Raw genomic sequence first — 18,481 nt, 5'->3', positions numbered from 1 at the left:
TTGCCGGAAAATCCGGCACTGCCCTCCTCGAAGCAATGCCAGACCTTGCAACCGAGCTAGAGCATTTCCAGCAAAAGTGCGAAGCGCCTACGCGGCGAAATCAGTCCACTGGACTGATTTCTGATCCCGCTTCGATGCGTTGGATAATGCGTAAAAACAAATAGATAGAGCGGTTCCGACGATTCCATCAAAACAGGAACCGCTCTAATGCGCCTGTTCGATGATCTCCGCAAACCGTTCCTGAATATCATCGACCGTCATGTCGGGATTAGAAAAGAATTCCGCCGCAAGGCTTTCGATCTGCCCCTGTGTATCGGGCGCACGCAACTGCTCAACCGACGGAACGATATTGTCCGGATTCTTCAGGATATCAATGCCTGCGCGCATGCAACTCGAAGCCGTGTCGAGGTCAATGTCGCCACGGATCGGCAGCGATCCTTTTGCGAGATTGAAAGCCACCTGCGTCTCTTTGGAAACAAGCATGCTCGCCAGTTTGAGCTGAGCCGTGGTGACTTCTGGATCCTTGTTTTTGGGGAAATAAATCGCGTCACCACCCGTATCGAGATATTGGTGAACGCCAAGCCCCGGCAGGCAGTCATAGTCTTTCCCGGCAACCTTGCCCGCCGTGCCGAATTCGCCCTGCGCCCAGTCGCCCATGATCTGCGTACCGGCCCGGCCTGTCAGCACCATATTCGTGGCTTCGTTCCATGAGCGACCGACATAACCGGGATCAGCCAGCCCGCGTGCCTCAGCCAGCGCCTCGAAAACCTTCTTCATTTCAGGACCGCGCGCCGCTTCGGCATCCTTGTCCTTATTGACTTTGAGGTAGAGGTCCTTGCCACCAATGGCTGTCGTCAAAACCGTCAACATGCCGTTCACTTGCCATCCATCACCGGTAGCCAGCGGCACGATGTTCTTTTCCTTGAGCTTTGGCCCCGCAGCAACGAGGTCGCGCCAGTTTTTCGGCGGTTCTGCGCCAGCGTCTCGAAAGGCTTGCGGGTTGATCCACATCCATTCCCAAGAATGAATGTTCAATGGCACACAATAAAGACGCCCCTCATAGGTACAGGATTCAAGCAGGCTCTTCGGGCGTATAAAATCGGCCCATCCTTCCTTTTCAGCGAGTTCCGTGAGATCGGTCATCAAACCGCCCTGAACCAGTTCTTCCGCCTGCCGTCCGTGATTGAGCTGGGTGGCGCCCATCGGATTACCGCCCAAAATACGGCTGATGATGATGGGACGCGCCGTAGAGCCACTGCCGGCGATGGCACCATCGACCCACTTATCCCCACCGAGCGTATTGAATTTTTCAGCCAGAACCTTGACCGCAGCCGCTTCGCCGCCCGAAGTCCACCAATGCGTCACTTCAAGATCGGCCGCGAATGCCGATCCGGTCATTACGCAGCACACCGATGCGACCAACGTCGCGAACTTCAATCGATACATTTCATCTCCTCCCAAATCTGAAACGTTACAGGTATCGTATTCAAAACCATCTGCATTGCAAGAGTTTAATTTGGAAATGATCATAACTCACTGAATTAACAGATTAATATCCTATTTCTTCCCAATTTTTTGGTCACGCGATAGTGCCAGAGCTCCTTGATAAAGAGAATGCCCATTACTTTCCAAATCATTTTCTGAAACGTTACAGATTTTATAAAACCTTAGGTTTATATCATCGGCGACGATAGAAGATCATCCCGGCGTGATAAAAATGTGATTGATAAAATTGTCACCGACGGTTCAACCGGTGTCGTGCCAGTATCTGATGCGGTTGCCGGACAGTTCGTAACGGCTTCGCAGGCGCGTTCTCGTATGCCACGCGCCTGCACAAATCGGGCCAGGAGTTAACGTCGGGCGTTTCCGCGCTCAATCACCCCAAGGCCGAAGTAGGCGGTTGATCGATATTCAGTTTTTGCATCGATGCGGGTTGCCCCGCTCAACGCTGCCGCCCACTCGTAAAAGAGCGGGAGGCTTACAATACATCAGCCAAGGCTTGGATGTTCAAATCATCATTGAATCGGGCACCGAGCTGGAAACGACATAGAACCCCATGGCATAGAAAATTAACTCAGCTTCCTGCCGACGGTTTTCGCGACCAGCGCCAGCGAAATGGCCCCTGCATCCGCATGTCCGATGCTCTTCTCAGCCAAGGGTCTTGCTCGACCGAGTTTCGGCACAAGTGGCGCCGTCGCGTCTGCCGCCGCCTTTGCAGTCTCTGCAGCATTGTTCCAGGCATCGGCCAACGTCTTGCCAGATGCAAACGCCCTTTCGAGCGTTTCCACGAAAGGAACAAACGCATCAACCAATGTCTTGTCGCCTGGTTTAGCCCCACCAAGGGTTGTCACTGAATCAAGCGCGCGTCTGCTGCCGCGAACGACCGCACCCTCCTCAATCTTGCCATTGTCGGAAAGCTCGGTGCTCCAAGAGCGCAGCAGAAGACCCCATAGCGCGCCAGATGTTCCTCCGGCCCGGTCTGCCCAGGCGTCGCCTGCCACAGCCAATACGCTTGCAGCACCGGCACCTGCCTTAACAGCCTGATCCGCTGCATCTTTTGCAGCCGCGGAGCCTCGACGCATGCCTTGCCCATGATCGCCGTCGCCTGCAAAAGCATCGATACGACCAAGTTCTTCTTCGGCCTCGACCAGTACGTCGGCGACGGCGTGCAAAATACCCTGAATGCAAACGCCACCGGCCTGCCCCGCCTCATCGGCTGGAGCAAAAACAGAAACCGCATCCTCGTTGGCAATGACATCATCCGCAGGCTCGACTGCGATTGCTTCGCCGCGACGCAGAACCGGCGTATCGCAAGCTGCCGTCCAATAGCGCTCGAGTTCGTCATCGAGCCAAAGAAGGGTCAACGAGCAGCCTTGCATGTCGAGACTGGTAACAAACTCACCAGCTTCCGGAGCGACAACGTGAAGATCAGCTTTTTCCAGCAGCGACGCAATCGCCGTCCACAAGACGAACAGTTCTTCATATTTGGTCGCACCAAGACCGTTCAGGATAACGCCAACTTTTTGCGTTCCTTCGGGGCGTTCCGCCAGAAGTTTCTCAACCAGCAGGTTTGCCAGACCGGAGGCAGGCAGGATCGCCTCTTCCTTGATCCCCGGTTCGCCATGAATGCCGAGACCAAGCGCCATCTGGCCTTCCGGTACGGTAAAGAGCGGGTGCGGAGCGCCAGGCAAAGTACAGCCTTTGAAGGCAACACCGAAAGACACAGTATTAGCATTCGCGAGACGTGCAAGGCGTTCAACCTCATCCAGTGACAGACCAGCCTCAGCAGCGGCACCGGCAATCTTGAACACGACCAGATCACCAGCAATGCCGCGCCGCTTCTCGTGCATATCCATCGACGCGCTAGCCACATCATCGGTCACGGGCACGATGCGGACGTCGATACCCTCGGCACGCAGACGTTCGGCGGCCACGCCAAAATTGAGGACGTCCCCGGCGTAATTGCCGAAGCCCAATAGAATACCGCCGCCCTTATGCGCCTGCCGGCAGATACGCGCCACCGCCGCCGTGGAAGGTGACGCAAATACGTCACCGGCAACGGCTGCATCCGCGAGTCCCGGCCCCACATATCCGGCAAATGCAGGGTAATGGCCAGAGCCGCCGCCCACGACAACAGCGACCTTGCCGTGAGGCACCTTTGTGGAGCGCACAACGCCGCCACGCACGTGGCGAACATAGCGGCTAAAGATACTGGCAAAACCGGCAAGAGCGGTCGAGGCAAACTCCTCCGGCGCGTCGAAAATGGTCGTCATTAAAACAGTCCTTAATCTGGGTCATTAGCCGCGAGGCAGGATGCGGCGTAGGTAGTCACGATTTGTTGCCGCAACGGAAAGCCCGTCGCCACCATAATGTTCACATAATAGCGGACTGGCAAATCCGTGATCCAGCGCCATTCTGATCGCTGCACGATAATTGATGATCCCGCTTTCAAGAGGAGCAGGATGCGTGACGATGATACCGGACGCTGGATCTTCTGTACGGGTGTAGTTCTTGACGTGCCAGAACTTTGCGTAAGGCGCGACCTTCTCCATCATCTTCTGCCAATGCTCGACCGGGCGGTGCAGACGAATGAGATTACCCAGATCGGCATTGATCCCAACATTTTCGAGACCCACGTCCTCAACAAAACGAACTGCGCTGTCCGCAGTGCCGAGATAAGTATCCTCGTACATTTCAAGCGACAGCTCTATACCAAGCTCCTCTGCGTGGCGACCGAGTTCGCGAATGCGTTCAACAGCCTTGTTCCAGATAGCCGGATCGTCAGGATTCTTCGCTCCATCGACCGTCCAGAACCACAATGCCTGTTTCTGCGCGTCCGTCAGCGGTTCAAAAAGCCCGAAGGAAACGCAACTGGCGCCGACTTCCTTGGCCGTGTCGATGACCTTGTGCCCATAGGCCAGATATTCGTCGCCGTGTCGTGCATCGATCACGCTGCGCCGCGAGGTGGAAATCGCAGGTATCGTGAAGCCAAGCGATTTGGCGACCGCCATGAACTCATTAAGACGGGCCGGGGACAAATCCGCCAGCCGCAACCAGCTGTCAGTTGGATCGAGTTCGGTAAACCCTGCATCCGCAACGTCAGACAAAGTGCGCGCCCAATCTTCTGGCGACTGATCCTGCACCGAACTGCCATCCGGCAGCATATTGGGATACTGGATCATCGCCGCTGCAATCGGCCAGGTTTCACGTGTCCATTTGGATGTCGTCTGTTTCAACTTGTGTTCCTGTTCTTTTGTGTGATCCATCAAAGTCACGCCATATTGCTGTTACCGGAGGAAATTTCGGTTTTTCGGCTGCGCAGTTTGGCAATACCCCAGAAGATGGCGGGAGAAACAAGCAGGAAGACGCCGAGCGTCATTAACGACGCAACCAAGCCATTCGACCAGAATATGGAAAGTTCGCCGCCGGACATCATCATCGACTGACGGAATGCATCTTCTGCCTTGTCTCCGAGAACCATGGCGAGAACCAACGGCGCCAGCGGATAATCTAGTTTCTTGAAGATATAACCCAGCACCCCGAATGCGATAACCAGCCAGACGTCGGTTATCGAGTTGGCGACCTGATAGGCACCGGAGAAAATGACCGCAACAATGATCGGTCCGATGATCGAGAACGGCACGCGCAGAATAGATGCGTAGAGCGGCACGGTCGCGAGTACCAGAATAACGGCGACGATATTGCCAAGATACATGGACGCAATCAGGCCCCACACGAAATCCGGACGATCCGTGAACAATGTCGGGCCGGGAGTGAGGCCCCAGATCATCAGGCCGCCCATCATCACAGCAGCGGTAGCCGAACCCGGCACGCCAAGCGCAAGCATCGGGAGAAGCGCAGATGTACCGGCTGAATGGTCAGCGGTTTCCGGTGCCACGATACCGCGAGGGTCCCCCTTGCCGAACTTCGATTTATCACGGGCGGAACGACGGGCCACGCCATAGCTCATAAAGGATGCGGCCGTTGGCCCGGCGGGTGTTATGCCCATCCAGATACCGATCAGCGTCGATCGTGCAAGCGTAAACCAGTAGCGCGGCATTTCCAGCAGCGTACGCCCAATCTCACCGAGACGCACCCGCGCCTTGATTCCATCAAAGCGTAACCCCTCTTCCGTCGTCAGCAACAATTCGCCGATCCCGAACAGGCCCATCACTGCAATCAGAAAGGAAATACCCTTGATGAGTTCCGGTATCTCGAATGTCAGGCGCAAATTGCCCGAGATCGTATCCATGCCCACCGAAGCAAAAGCAAAACCGATCATCATGGAAACGAGCGTCTTGAAGGGCGATTGAGCGCCCATGGATATGAAGCTGGCAAAAGCCAGAAAATAAACAGCGAAATATTCAGGCGATGAAAACCGCAGGGCGAAATTGGCAACCCAGCTGGAGAGCAGTGTAATCATCACCACGCCCGCCAGTGCTCCGATACCAGCGGAAACGAATGCCAGCGTCAAAGCGCGGCTCGCATGTCCGGCCTTCGCCATCGGATAACCATCGAACGTGGTGGCAACAGAGGAAGGCTCGCCTGGAATATTGAACAGAATGGACGTTGTCGATCCGCCGAACAATGCTCCCCAATACATACAGGAAAGCAGAATAATCGCGGAAATAGGGTCCATCGTGAATGTCAGCGGCAAAAGCAGGGAAACGCCATTGGGCGCGCCCAATCCCGGCAGGACGCCAACCAGAATTCCAAGTGTCACCCCCAGCATCATCAACAGAACATGATTGAAACTGAGTATATGGGCGAAGCCATCCATCAAGAGACTGAAGTTTTCCATGTCTTTCCTCCAAAGACATCGGACTTTCCGGTATCAATAAATGCCGAAGAAAGCCTCGACCGGGCCTTTAAGGAGCGGAACCTTGAAGCCGATTTCAAAAATGACGAAAAAGAACAGGGAAATGGCGATACCGGCTGATATGGAAGCCCACCACTTGTAGCGTCCCTGAAACATCATCGCTCCAGCGATGTAGAGTGCCGTGCCGACATACAACCCGAGAACCGAGGATATGGCAGCGAAGGCAACGAGCGGCAAGGCGAAACCGAAAACCGGTTTCAGCCGGGAGAGTTCAACGAAGACTTCCCCGCTACCGCGATGTTTTACAAATGCCACACCGAGATTGACCGCACTTCCGAACATGATCAGCAGCCCGATGTAGAACGGAAAATAACCCGCATCCGGCCCCATTTCCGTCCAGCCTGTACCGGCCTGTTGTGCGCCGAAACAGACCGCCGCTCCCAGCGCGCCTGTAAGGAGAGCAACACCCGTCTCGATGACGAAGCGGGAAATGCCGCCTTCACCTTTATCACTCATGGGATGAACCCCTTTGATGAATGATGCAGACGCCATCGGCGTCTGCATGACTGCACAAAACGTCAGTTGGCGAGCCAGCCTTCACGCTTGAGCACGGCTGTTACCGCTGTTTCATCGTTCTTGATAAAGGATGCGAGTTCACCACCGCTCATATAGGCGGAAGATTGCGAACTATCGGCAAGATACTTCGCCCATTCAGGTGTCTCTGCAACCTTCTTGAGTACGCCTGCATAGTAATCGACGACGTCCTGATCGACGCCGGCTGGAAGCCATACGGTGCGTGGCATGGAGTAATTTTCGATTGTAATTCCTGCTTCCTTGCAGGTCGGGATGTCGCTCCAACCCATGTCGCCAGCAACCTTGCCGTCACCCTTGAGCTTTTCTCCCTTGAAAACACAAAGTGGCTTCACCATACCCGCCTGCCATTGACCGAGGTTCTCACTCGGATTGTTGACATTGGCCGCGATATGCTCGCCCGCAAGCTGAACGGCGGCTTCGCCACCGCTTTTGAACGGGATATAGCCAAGCTTTGAGCCCGTGGCATCGTTGATCATGGATGTCAGAATCTGGTCAACGTCCTTGGACTGGCTGCCGCCAATCTTCATGCCCGCATCATCTTTCGCCTTGGCGATAAACTCTGCGGCTGTCTTGAAGTCGGACTTTCCATTGACCCAAAGAATGAATTCATCCGAAGCAAGCGCCGAGACGGGGAGCAAATCTGTCGATTTATAAGGAACTTTGGCGCGCACTGGCAGAAGGTAGGCGTTGTTGGTTCCGAATGCGAGCTTGTAAGGATCGCCCTTATAGCCAGCAGTATAGACAAAGCCTTCCGCTCCGCCTGCGCTGCCTTTGTTTGTGACAACGATTGGCGCGCTCATCAGATCATATTTACCGATGATAGACTGGATCGTACGCGCAAAAATATCCGTGCCGCCGCCCGGTCCGGCGGTCACGACAAACTCCACGGGCCGTGTCGGCTCGAATGCCAAAGCAGATGATGCGATTATTGCCACACCTGCCGCCAGGCACGCGATATGCAAAGACTTCTTCATGGTCCATCCTCCCAGTTAAGCGGCACAGGCCTCCCCCCATGCCGATAGTGTCAAAATGTCGAAAATCAGGCCGCGTCTGAAAGTGCAGCTGCTCTTTTCGCCATTCGTGCCGCGAGCAGGATCGCTTCGCGCGTGGCCCCCACGTCGGCGACGCCCTTCCCGGCAATATCGTAGGCAGTGCCGTGAGCAGGAGTGCAAAGGGGGAAGGGCAATCCGCCCATCATTGTCACACCTTTGTCGAAGCCCATCAGCTTCATCGCGATCTGCCCCTGATCGTGATACATGGTCAGCACCGCCTGAAAGCCATCCTTCAGCGCGCGCAGAAATACTGTGTCAGCCGGAAATGGACCATCGACATCGAACCCCTTGGCGTTCGCCGCCTTGACTGCAGGCTCAATGATGTCAATTTCTTCCATACCAAAGCTGCCGCCATCACCGGCATGCGGATTGAGTCCGGCCACTGCGATCTTCGGATTGTCATATCCCGCCTTCTTCAAGCAAAACCAGGCCAGTTCCAGCTCGGCGAGAATTCCTTCAACAGTCAAGGTCGCAGCTACATCCTTGAGTGGAATATGCGACGTCACGCGTGCGTTCCAGACTTTCTCCAGAACATTGAACTCACGCACCTTGCCTTTGAAACCCAGCACATCGGCAACAAAGCGGATTTCGTCGTCATAACCTGGATAGGCGAACCGCATGGCCTGCTTGTTGAACGGCGTAAAGCAAACAGCCTGCGCATGCCCGGCATCGGCAAATTCCAATGCAGTACGAAAGTTCTGGGTTGCAAAAGTTCCCCCGACCAGCGTGGCTTCACTGCGCACAACATCCTTCGGATCGAGATTCCTCAAGTCAATGAAGACGTGCTTGCCGACCGGCATGTTCGGTGCATTTTCGAGAGTGGATTCCTGAAGATCAAGCTCAACACCCGCAATATGCGCACCTTCGTCCAGAATGCGGCGATCACCAAACACGATGAGATGCGCTTCCTTTCTGACATCGGGCAAAGCGAGGAGACGTGCTGTCAGCTCGGGACTGACACCGGCTGGATCCCCCATTGCAAGCGCAATCACGCTCGGTTCAGCGCCATTAGCGGTCATTCGTATCCTCCTCGTCTGCATTCTGTATGCAATATGCATATGGCAGGTCTCAGCGCGACGCAAGTATTTTGTATTCTGTATGCAGCATTTTATATTGACGGTTGAGAGCAGGCCAGCCATCTTCACCTCGAACGGTGAGGTAAGGATTCGGGCTCACCCTTTGAGAAAAAGGCCGATGGACGAAAATCAGAAAACCGAGCAAGCCGAACACGGCACACAATCGTTCCGCCGCACGGCTTTGCACGATATGCTTGTCAACCATCTGCGCGACATGATCATTGAAGGACAGCTGGAGCCCGGCACGCGCCTGCATGAAGGGCAGCTCGGAGAGCAGCTCGGCGTGTCCCGCACACCGCTGCGTGAGGCTATCAAATATCTGGCCAGCGAAGGACTAGTCGAGCTTGTTCCAAGCCGCGGCGCAGTTGTGAAACGGTTCAGCGCAGCTGATGTCAAGGACATGCTCACCGTCCTACGTACCCTGGAAGAGCTAGCAGGCAAACTCGCCTGCGAGCTCGCAACCGACAAGGAAGTTGCTGAGGTTCGTTCGCTGCACGATGAAATGATCAAGCGCTACCGAACCGCTGACCGGCTGCAATATTACAAACTGAACCAGCAGATTCATATCGCTATTGTTCGTCTTGCCAAGAACCCTACGCTGGCAGACGTTCACCAAATGCTGCAGACACGATTGAAACGGATCCGTTTCGTCGGCCATGAAGGCGCCGAGAAATGGGCGGCGGCTGTATCGGAGCATGAAGAAATGATCGAGGCTCTGGAAGCCCGTAACGCGACCCGGTTGTCCGAAGTATTGGGCCGCCATTTGACCAATGCATGGGAGCGCGTACGCGAATCGATGTAGACGAGCCGTTCGCGCAGACGTGCGGCGAATCCAATGCCACGCCGAAAATTATCGAATGGCATGCACACGAAACATGCTGACACTGGGTTGGCGGCAAAAAGCCGTCGATTGCGCTAGTAATGCGGGTGCCGATATAACAGTTCGGAGCTGACACGACCCGGAAAGGACCTTTATGCTGCCGACCGAACCCGATCCTCACCGCCTGGAAATGACGGTTTTGATGACGCCCGACATGGCAAATTTCAGTGGCAAGGTCCACGGCGGCGCCTTGTTGAACCTGCTGGACCGTGTCGCTTTTTCCTGTGCGTCGCGCTATTCGAAACAATATGCAGTTACGCTTTCTGTCGATCAGGTCACGTTCAAAGAGCCGATCAACGTTGGTGAACTCGTGACATTTCGGGCTTCGGTGAACCATACGGGCCGGACGTCCATGGAGATCGGCATTCGCGTGGAAGCGGAGCATATCCGCTCGGGCAAGCGCCGCCACACCAATTCCTGTTATTTTACAATGGTAGCGGTCGATGATACCGGGCGACCTGTTGCAGTGCCTGCCTTGATCCCAGTCGACGCTTTGGATCGCAGGCGCCATGAAGCAGCCGAACTCCGACGGACGCTCCGACGGGAATTCGCACAGCGGATGGAAATGGTTGCCGCGACCGGGCGAGACATCGTCGACACCACGGAGTTGTAAATGCAATCTGTGCCACAAAGATCGCTTGGCGGACAGCCGAAATCGCTGATGGGCGTCGGCTGGTGCTTAGATCACCAGTACCGTATGCAGGGCTGAGCAAGAGAACGGAAAGGCCCTTTCACCTAAAAAAGTGCCTGCTCGACGGAATCTTCATTCAGCAAGCGCGTGGGTGGCGACGCACTGCGTTTCAATTCTCTTGCCGGTGTGGCGATCAAAGCTGGCGCCGGAAATGGCGGCGGACCTTCCACATGAAAAGCGCATCCGCCAATATCTGGAGCGCTATGTCGATTTTATTTTGGGAAGATGCTGAGCGGGCGGCTTTGTTCGATTATTTGAACAACAACCCGGTCCGGACGCTGGAACAAACCGCTGATTTGTTCCGGGATTTCCTCGCATATACCGATGCGATCATTCTCGCCGCGCAGGAAGCGGGTTCGGTTCGTTCAGGATCGCCAAAGTTCCTTGCAAGTTTTGCTCGCGGTGCGACCCGTCATACCCTGAAACGAAGACGTCCCAACCCGCTTCCCCTTGAGCCAGAGGAAAGGCAGTTGATTATCGATATGTGCTGGAGTGCTCTGTCGGGCGCCAACAAGGCGTAGCTATTAAGGAGTTTAACGAACCGCGACTGGCATTTGGAATAACGGCGCCTGACTTTTTGCGAGTAGGCCGGCTCACTGATCTTACATGGTGAGAAACAAGGGTCTGACAGTCCCAGTTTGTACGAAAGCTTTCTATTCGTTTCGATATTTTCCCACCTATCGTGTTCAAAGCACCTTGCCAGTCGTTCCCACATCAACGTTGAAAGTTGCCGGTTGACTACTATAAATGTAATTTAGCGGGAGTTAAAAGCCAAAGGCAGAAAGAATGACCCAAAGCAATCTGTCGAGCAATCCATCCCAGATTGAGCCATTACAAATTCATGATATCAAGGTCATAGATAACGTAAAGCTCAAAAAGGCGATCACCGCTGCGGCCTTGGGCAATGCGATGGAGTGGTTTGATTTTGGCGTATATGGCTTCGTCGCCTATGCTTTGGGCCAAGTGTTCTTTCCAAATGCCTCGCCCGGCACGCAGACCATTGCAGCCCTTGCTACTTTTTCCGTACCATTTCTGGTGCGTCCCCTTGGTGGGTTGTTTTTTGGCGTCATGGGTGACCGTTTTGGCCGCCAGAAAGTCCTTTCCCTTACCATTATAATCATGGCCGCCAGCACTTTTTGCATCGGCCTCATCCCCTCTTACGCCACCATTGGCATCTGGGCCCCAATCCTTCTGTTGATCTGTAAGCTGGCGCAGGGCTTTTCCGTCGGTGGTGAATATACGGGGGCTGCTATTTTCGTAGCAGAATATGCACCCGATAAACGTCGCGGCTTTCTGGGCAGCTGGCTCGATTTTGGCTCGATTGCCGGTTTTGTTCTGGGAGCCGGTTTCGTTGTTTTTCTCAGCACAATGCTCGGCGAAACTGCCTTTCTAGAGTGGGGATGGCGGGTTCCATTCTATTTTGCTGCGCCTCTCGGGCTGATCGGACTGTATCTGCGTCATGCGGCTGAAGAAACGCCAGCGTTTATGCAGCAACTTGAAGCACTGGAAAAAGAAGATCGGGATGCAATCGAAGACCGCCCGATGGTGTCATTCAATGAAATTGTCAGCAAATATTGGCGTGCGTTAAGTGTGTGCACCGGAATGGTACTGGTGACGAACATCACCTATTACATGCTGCTGACCTACATGCCGACCTACCTGTCGCAAAGCCTTGGCTATTCTGAGGACCGCGGTGTGCTCATCATCATCGTGGTGATGATCGGCATGCTGTTTGTTCAGCCAGTTGTGGGATTTCTCAGTGATCGGTTTGGCCGCAGACCGTTTCTGATTATCGGAAGCGTTGGCCTGCTGTTGTTGTCTGTTGTTGCCTTTCACCTGATCGCCAGTGGCAACATCGCAACGATATTTGTCGGGCTGCTGATACTGGCAGTCCTGCTTAATTGTCTCACTGGCATTATGGCGTCAACACTTCCGGCGCTTTTCCCCGCGCGTATTCGATACAGTGCTCTCGCGGCGGCATTCAATATTTCGATTATCATCGCGGGACTGACGCCGACCGTTGCAGCTTGGCTCGTCGAGGCCACCGAGAACCTCTATTTGCCCGCCTATTATCTTATGTGCGCTGCAGTTATCGGGCTGGTCACGGCGTTCTTTCTACCCGAAACGGCTAACCGTCCACTGAGAGGAGATACACCGAGCGCATCGAGCAAGACCGAAGCCAAACAGTTATTGCAGGAAGCCTATTCCAATATAGAGCAGCGCGTTCAGACAATCGATGAGGACATTCTCACGCTCGAACAACAGATCGAGGATTTGCGCCTGCGTAGACAGGCACTCGTGGATCGACATCCAAACCTTTCTTGATCTCGCGTGGAAGCAATGCTGCGCCGACGAGTGGCCGATGTAACCTATCCTGCTTGTCAGAATGGTGCTTCTAAAGCGTAAACCTGCCCGAAGAAGCCGCGACGAAACAGGCGGCGAAGCTTAAACGGGAGTGCAATTTACGAAAGGGTTTCAGGTTGAAATTCTGAATATGCACAGTGAGTTGGCTCCCATTGAAGCTTGGCGTCGATCTCTAGCCTAAAATAAGACGAATGCACTCTTGTTTTAAAAACAACATTTGGATTATAGGAAAGCCAGTTCCACAAGGCCGACGGAAAACAGCGCCCCGCAATCCAGGATTTTATCAGTGACTGCAATGAAAACTCTTCTGGCCGCTACCGGCCTTGTTGCTGTGTTCGCGCTTCAGAACAATGCAGCAGATGCCGCCACACAATATCCGCTGACGCTCGAAAACTGCGGTACGAAAGTTACGTTTCAGAAGGCGCCGGAACGCGCGATCGGCCTTGGACAGAACAGCGCTGAAATCATGTTGCTTCTGGGGCTTGAGAGCAAAATGGCAGGGACAGCGTTCTGGCCGAGTAAAGTTTTGCCACAGCTTGACGCCGCCAATTCTAAAGTAAAGCTTCTCACCGTTGAGTTCCCGACATTTGAATCGATCCTTGCAGAAAATCCGGATTTCGTAGCGGCAGCTCTTCCAAGCCTCATTGGCCCGAACAGCAAGGTTGCAAAGCGCGAGGATTTCGACAAGGTAGGCGTCCCCACCTATCTTTCGCCCAGCACGTGCCTGAGCACAGAGCAGGTCAGGGATGAATATGGCAGCCGCGACAAGCTGTGGAACATGGATCTTCTTTATAAGGAGATCGACGAACTTTCGCAGATTTTCGATGTTTCAGATCGCGGTCAGGCGCTGATCGCTGATTTCAAGGCACGCGAGGCGGCCTTGCGCGCAAGCGTTCCCGCGAGCGGTAAGAAACTTTCTTATGTCTTCTGGTTCTCCAGCCCGTCGCCATCGGCGGACGCCTATCTGGGCGGTGGAAACGGCGCCTCGAGCTTCATCGCTGACGTTCTGGGCGGCGAGAATGCCATCAAGGCAGAAGCCGAATGGCCGACGCTTGGTTGGGAAAGCATTATCGCCGCCAACCCTGACGTCATTGTTGTTGCAAATCTCGACCGTAATCGTTGGGAACTCGACAAGCCAGAAGCCAAGATCCAGTTTCTCAACACAGACCCTGCGGTCAGCCAGATGCCAGCCGTCAAGAACAAGGCCATTGCCGTCATGGATGGTCAGGCGATGAACCCGACCATCCGCACGATTTATGGCGCAGAACAGGTCGCGGAACAGCTGAAAGCGCTTGGTATTCTCAAGTGAGTGCTGCTGGACCATCTTTAAGGCATTGGGGCGCCTTCAGCATGATGCTGTTGGCGTCGCTTGTTGCAATCGGATTGGTGGTGGGTATCAGTGTCGGGATCGGAGATCTGCCGATCCCTTTATCGACAACGTTTGCAGCGATAACCAATCGTCTTGGATGGAGTTCCGTCGAGCTCAATCGCATTCATGAAACGGTCATCTGGGATTACCGCCTCAGCCGCGCGTTGGTGGCGGCATTTTGTGGTGCGGGTCTCGCGCTTTCAGGCGCGATCATGCAATCGCTTTTGCGTAATCCGCTGGCTGAACCCTATGTTCTGGGTATTTCGGCTGGAGCATCGACCGGCGCTGTAACCGTTGTCATACTCGGCATCGGTGCTGGCGCAGTTTCATTATCAGCAGGCGCATTCGTTGGCGCGTTTGCGGCCTTCTTCTTTGTTGCGCTCCTCTCCAATGGAACAAGGGGCGGTGCGGATCGCACCATTCTGGCAGGCGTTGCGGCTTCACAGCTTTTCAACGCTGCGACCTCGTATATCGTCACCACATCCGGCAACGCGCAGCAGGCTCGTGACGTGATGTTCTGGCTCCTTGGCAGCTTCGGTGGCGTTCGCTGGCCAGAATTCACGCTGGTGTCGGTGGTCATCACCTTCGGTCTTATCGCCTGCCTTCTCTATGCCCATGTTCTGGATGCTTTCGCTTTCGGCGATGAAGCCGCCTCATCGCTCGGCGTTAATGTGGCCCGTGCGCGCATTGTTCTCTTTGCGCTCACAGCAATGATGACAGCCACTATCGTCAGCATGGTCGGTTCGATAGGCTTCGTCGGGCTCGTTGTCCCTCATGCCGCACGCTTCATCGTCGGTCCGCTACACATAAGGTTGTTGCCCGCCTGCGCCATCGTCGGTGCAATCTTCATGGTGTTGGCCGATATCGCCTCACGCGCGTTGATACCGCAACAGGTCCTCCCCATCGGTGTGGTGACAGCACTTGTCGGCGTGCCTTTCTTTTCGATCATTCTATACCGTTTTCAGCGCCCATCATGACGATCAGAGCCGAAAATCTTGTCTGGAAAATTGGCAAGAAAACGATAATCGACGACGTGTCTTTCGAGGCAAAGCCTGGAAAGATGCTGGGGCTTTTAGGACCAAACGGTTCTGGAAAAACATCCCTGCTGCGTCTGATCGCGGGCTTAAAACGCCCCCATTCCGGGCATGTCCTGCTTGACGAAAAAGATATCAATACGGTTGCCCGGCGTAGCGTCGCGCAGCGTGTGGCTTTTGTTGAACAACACGCCACGACAAACGCGGGTTTGAAAGTCCTGGACGTCGTGAGACTTGGGCGTTTTCCACACAGATCGATGTTCTCGGGCTGGACAGGCGCGGATGAAGGAGCCGTTCAAGATGCAATTGAACGCACCGGTATGACGGCCAAGAAAAACGAAACGTGGCAAAGTCTGTCAGGTGGCGAAAAACAGCGTGCGCATATTGCAAGGGCTTTGGCCCAGACGCCGAAAGAACTCATCCTTGATGAACCAACCAATCATCTGGATATTCAGCACCAGATGAGCTTGTTAAAGCTGGTTTCAGGGCTACCAATCACGAGTGTCATTGCACTGCACGACCTTAATCATGCTGCCATGTTTTGCGATGAATTGATCATTATGCTGTCTGGAAAGATCGTGGTTACGGGAACACCGGAAGAGGTCATCAACGAGACTATTCTCAAGCAAGTCTTCTCGATTGAAGCGCGCGTGGAAACTTCTCCGTTCAGCGGGCGCTCGCATATCCACTATCTGAGATAAGAAACGCGCCGGATAAAACCGGGTGTTTAATGATATACTCCGATCCATTTACCCCCACCACGCGGCGAAGAACTCTGGAAGAGTTGCGCAAGAAGGCGCCACATCTACTGTCGACAAGCCTCACCAGATGCGCAGGCTGCGCGCGGCGTCGGCAAACAATACGGCAGCACGCGAAGTCAAAAGACCACGGATTGTAGACGATATTGTTGTGATCACGCCCCCGCCCGTTCGGTCTGCATCGTCCTGGCGGATAACGAGCCAGCCGGAGTGTTGAAACGTCGATTAACTCTCACTTTTATTAGCTGAATCGAATAGAAGCGTTGAGTGCCGCCGACGCAACTTTCTCATAAAAATTGGAATAAAATATGGATAGTGCAGTGCTTTTTCTGCATGCACGAGGTCAGTCGGCCGATGAAATCCGGTCGCTGGATTGGAGTCGGAACCCGATCGGAGTGCCTGGGAATTGGCCAGCGCCTCTGGTCACTGCGGTGCAGATGATGCTGGCTTCACAATTTCCCAAAGCAATCATTTGGGGTCTGGAATATACGACGATTTATACGCTTTCAGGCCTATTCTCGGTGAGAAAGAGAACTGCATGGGAGCATCCTTTCGCGATACTTGGTCTGAAGTCTGGGATGAACTGCTGCCGATGGTCCAGAAAGCTTATGCTGGCGAAGCGACGTTTATCGAAGACTTCCCTCTGGTCATCGATCGACACGGATATGATGAACAGTGCTACTTTACTTTCTGCTACAGCCCTATCTTTGACGAGCAAGGACGTGTTGGCGGGATGATCGATACAGTCATCGAAACTACCGAAAAGGTGGAATCCGAAAAACACGCCAAGATTCTAAATGCCGAACTCGCTCATCGCATCAAGAATACATTCAGTGTGGTATCTGCAATTGCGAGCCAGACATTCAACAATTATGCCGACGAAGAGGTCATCAACACTTTTACTAAGCGGCTGTTTGCGTTAGGCAATGCTCGTGATGTTCTTCGGCTTGGTAAAAGCTCGGAAGGCTCATTGCGTCAAATCGTGTCTGGGATAACAACAGCGCTGGCTGTTGCAGATCGCGTTCATATGAATGGACCCGATGTAATGATCGGTCCGAAGGGCGCGTCTATCCGCGTCAGCCGGGCGACACGGCACTGATATCCGAGGGTCTTCGTCTTCATTTCAATATCCCGAAGCGCCGGAGAGACCGCCTTCCCAACAGGGACGGACTAAAAATCGTTCTCGCATTCGCTATTCTTGACTATACTTTCATATATTTCTATATGTGGTAAGGCAGACTTCCGCTTACGTTAGAGGTGGCTCGGTTTGTTTGAACAGTTTCGGGCGTTTCGTTAAGTGGATTTCCGCCGCGATTATGCCGCCACCATCATTGGCGTCAGCGCGCGCCTCGGGCACCGTCTCGTAAGCATGCAGATAAACCTGCTCATATTTGATCGACCGCCATAGCCGCTCAACGAAGACATTGTCGCGCCAAGCGCCTTTGCCGTCCATCGAGATGGCAATTTCAGCTTTCTTCAGCACGGCAGTGAAGTCAATGGACGTGAACTGCGGCCCTGGTCGGTGTTGAAGATGTCTGGCTTGCCCTACCGGGCCAGTGCCTCCTCGACTGCTTCAATGCAGAAGTCGACCTCCATCGTAATCGACAACCGCCACGACAGAACACGCCGACTGAACCAGTCCACGACGGCGCAGAGATAGACAAATCCGCGAGCCATCGGAACATAGGTCAGGTCCATCGCCCATATGTGGACGGCTCCGCCTTGCAAGTGTTTTTTTTAGATATTTTGATCAGATCGCTTGCTTCCATATGTGCGGCCTTTTTGTGTGGTCGCACATGACCACTGGCCAAGATGGTCTCCGCAACGCGTGTTCCTAACAGACCTGCGGCCATTGACGGCCATTGGGCAATGCGGAGTGTCACACGTCTTGGATCGATCGATCACACCATCTGTTTTCTCTTGCAAGTTCACAGCATCAGCTCAACACGACAGCAATCATATCTTGCTCACCGAGATGGCCAATCTCCTATGTTGCCTGCGTCCGCCCTTCTGCTCGCCGGTACCTTTCTCCGCTCACCATGAGCTTCCAAGCGATGCGGGCGATCTTATTGGCGAGCGCCACAGCCACCAACTTTGGTTTCTTCCGCTGCAGAAGTTCGATCAACCATCAGGACGTATGTCTACTTCTGCCGGCTCTGACATATTGAAGAATGGCAGTTGCACCGACCACTAATATGCTCCTCAGCATTTCGTCGCCCGCTCGGGTGATTACCCCGAGTCTGAGTTTGCCTGCGGTCGAATGGTCTCTAGCACTACTTTGGCAGATTGATTATTTAGGGCTTCCCTCCGCGGAGTTTCGGTGATTCATAAGGAACCAGCTTTT

At 54.1% G+C, this 18,481-nt stretch carries 15 protein-coding genes and 2 pseudogenes; 8 read left to right on the top strand and 9 right to left on the bottom strand.

The features are described 5' to 3' along the window. Nucleotides 1-204: 204 nt before the first annotated feature. The 7 genes from FIC94_RS17950 to FIC94_RS17920 all read right to left on the bottom strand — a co-directional run bounded on the left by FIC94_RS17950 (nucleotide 205) and on the right by FIC94_RS17920 (nucleotide 8,984). Nucleotides 205-1,446, bottom strand: coding sequence for an ABC transporter substrate-binding protein (locus FIC94_RS17950; protein ID WP_140025881.1), 1,242 nt, complete (start codon nucleotides 1,444-1,446; stop codon nucleotides 205-207). A 623-nt stretch (nucleotides 1,447-2,069) separates the two neighbouring features. Continuing rightward, nucleotides 2,070-3,773, bottom strand: a complete 1,704-nt coding sequence (locus tag FIC94_RS17945) for a dihydroxyacetone kinase family protein (protein ID WP_140025880.1) — start codon at nucleotides 3,771-3,773, stop codon at nucleotides 2,070-2,072. A 24-nt stretch (nucleotides 3,774-3,797) separates the two neighbouring features. Continuing rightward, entirely contained in the window at nucleotides 3,798-4,766 is a 969-nt protein-coding gene (locus tag FIC94_RS17940) for a sugar phosphate isomerase/epimerase family protein (RefSeq protein WP_140025879.1), read from the bottom strand. Nucleotides 4,767-4,771: 5 nt separating this feature from the next. Next, a complete protein-coding gene (locus tag FIC94_RS17935; protein WP_121539219.1) occupies nucleotides 4,772-6,301 on the bottom strand; it encodes a tripartite tricarboxylate transporter permease in 1,530 nt (509 codons plus the stop codon). A 33-nt stretch (nucleotides 6,302-6,334) separates the two neighbouring features. Further along, complete coding sequence (locus FIC94_RS17930) at nucleotides 6,335-6,835, bottom strand: tripartite tricarboxylate transporter TctB family protein (protein WP_140025878.1); 501 nt, start codon at nucleotides 6,833-6,835, stop codon at nucleotides 6,335-6,337. Between the two features lie 62 nt (nucleotides 6,836-6,897). Beyond that, nucleotides 6,898-7,887 carry a Bug family tripartite tricarboxylate transporter substrate binding protein gene (locus FIC94_RS17925; protein ID WP_140025877.1) on the bottom strand — a complete coding sequence of 330 codons (990 nt, stop codon included), beginning with the start codon at nucleotides 7,885-7,887 and terminating at the stop codon, nucleotides 6,898-6,900. Between the two features lie 65 nt (nucleotides 7,888-7,952). Beyond that, nucleotides 7,953-8,984 carry a 4-hydroxythreonine-4-phosphate dehydrogenase PdxA gene (locus FIC94_RS17920; protein ID WP_140025943.1) on the bottom strand — a complete coding sequence of 344 codons (1,032 nt, stop codon included), beginning with the start codon at nucleotides 8,982-8,984 and terminating at the stop codon, nucleotides 7,953-7,955. Nucleotides 8,985-9,159: 175 nt separating this feature from the next. Between FIC94_RS17920 and FIC94_RS17915 the strand changes: the two genes are divergently transcribed. From FIC94_RS17915 to FIC94_RS17880, 8 genes are all read left to right on the top strand, one after another. Next, nucleotides 9,160-9,843, top strand: a complete 684-nt coding sequence (locus tag FIC94_RS17915) for a GntR family transcriptional regulator (protein ID WP_140025876.1) — start codon at nucleotides 9,160-9,162, stop codon at nucleotides 9,841-9,843. A 172-nt stretch (nucleotides 9,844-10,015) separates the two neighbouring features. Continuing rightward, nucleotides 10,016-10,534, top strand: coding sequence for an acyl-CoA thioesterase (locus FIC94_RS17910; RefSeq protein ID WP_167836138.1), 519 nt, complete (start codon nucleotides 10,016-10,018; stop codon nucleotides 10,532-10,534). Nucleotides 10,535-10,782: 248 nt separating this feature from the next. Beyond that, nucleotides 10,783-11,133, top strand: coding sequence for a TetR family transcriptional regulator C-terminal domain-containing protein (locus FIC94_RS17905; RefSeq protein WP_140025875.1), 351 nt, complete (start codon nucleotides 10,783-10,785; stop codon nucleotides 11,131-11,133). A 265-nt stretch (nucleotides 11,134-11,398) separates the two neighbouring features. Beyond that, nucleotides 11,399-12,937, top strand: a complete 1,539-nt coding sequence (proP, locus tag FIC94_RS17900; protein ID WP_140025874.1) for a glycine betaine/L-proline transporter ProP — start codon at nucleotides 11,399-11,401, stop codon at nucleotides 12,935-12,937. A gap of 325 nt (nucleotides 12,938-13,262) precedes the next feature. Beyond that, a complete protein-coding gene (locus FIC94_RS17895; RefSeq protein WP_140025873.1) occupies nucleotides 13,263-14,285 on the top strand; it encodes an ABC transporter substrate-binding protein in 1,023 nt (340 codons plus the stop codon). A gap of 41 nt (nucleotides 14,286-14,326) precedes the next feature. Further along, entirely contained in the window at nucleotides 14,327-15,322 is a 996-nt protein-coding gene (locus FIC94_RS17890) for a FecCD family ABC transporter permease (RefSeq protein ID WP_124916183.1), read from the top strand. After that, complete coding sequence (locus tag FIC94_RS17885) at nucleotides 15,319-16,080, top strand: ABC transporter ATP-binding protein (protein WP_140025872.1); 762 nt, start codon at nucleotides 15,319-15,321, stop codon at nucleotides 16,078-16,080. The genes FIC94_RS17890 and FIC94_RS17885 overlap by 4 nt, the downstream gene beginning before the upstream one ends. Nucleotides 16,081-16,543: 463 nt before the next feature. Then, nucleotides 16,544-17,236 carry an HWE histidine kinase domain-containing protein gene (locus FIC94_RS17880; RefSeq protein WP_235892058.1) on the top strand — a complete coding sequence of 231 codons (693 nt, stop codon included), beginning with the start codon at nucleotides 16,544-16,546 and terminating at the stop codon, nucleotides 17,234-17,236. Between the two features lie 240 nt (nucleotides 17,237-17,476). On the opposite strand, the pseudogene FIC94_RS17875 reads toward FIC94_RS17880, so the two are convergent. Together FIC94_RS17875 and FIC94_RS17870 are read right to left on the bottom strand one after the other, a co-directional pair. After that, nucleotides 17,477-17,844 (bottom strand): annotated as a pseudogene (locus tag FIC94_RS17875) (transposase); the annotation flags it as partial. A 280-nt stretch (nucleotides 17,845-18,124) separates the two neighbouring features. Next, nucleotides 18,125-18,406: pseudogene (locus FIC94_RS17870) on the bottom strand (IS110 family transposase); the annotation flags it as partial. Nucleotides 18,407-18,481 lie beyond the last annotated feature (75 nt).

It is taken from the genome of Ochrobactrum teleogrylli (genome assembly GCF_006376685.1).
Taxonomy (GTDB): domain Bacteria; phylum Pseudomonadota; class Alphaproteobacteria; order Rhizobiales; family Rhizobiaceae; genus Brucella; species Brucella teleogrylli.
This window is presented reverse-complemented; position numbering and strand designations above follow the sequence as displayed.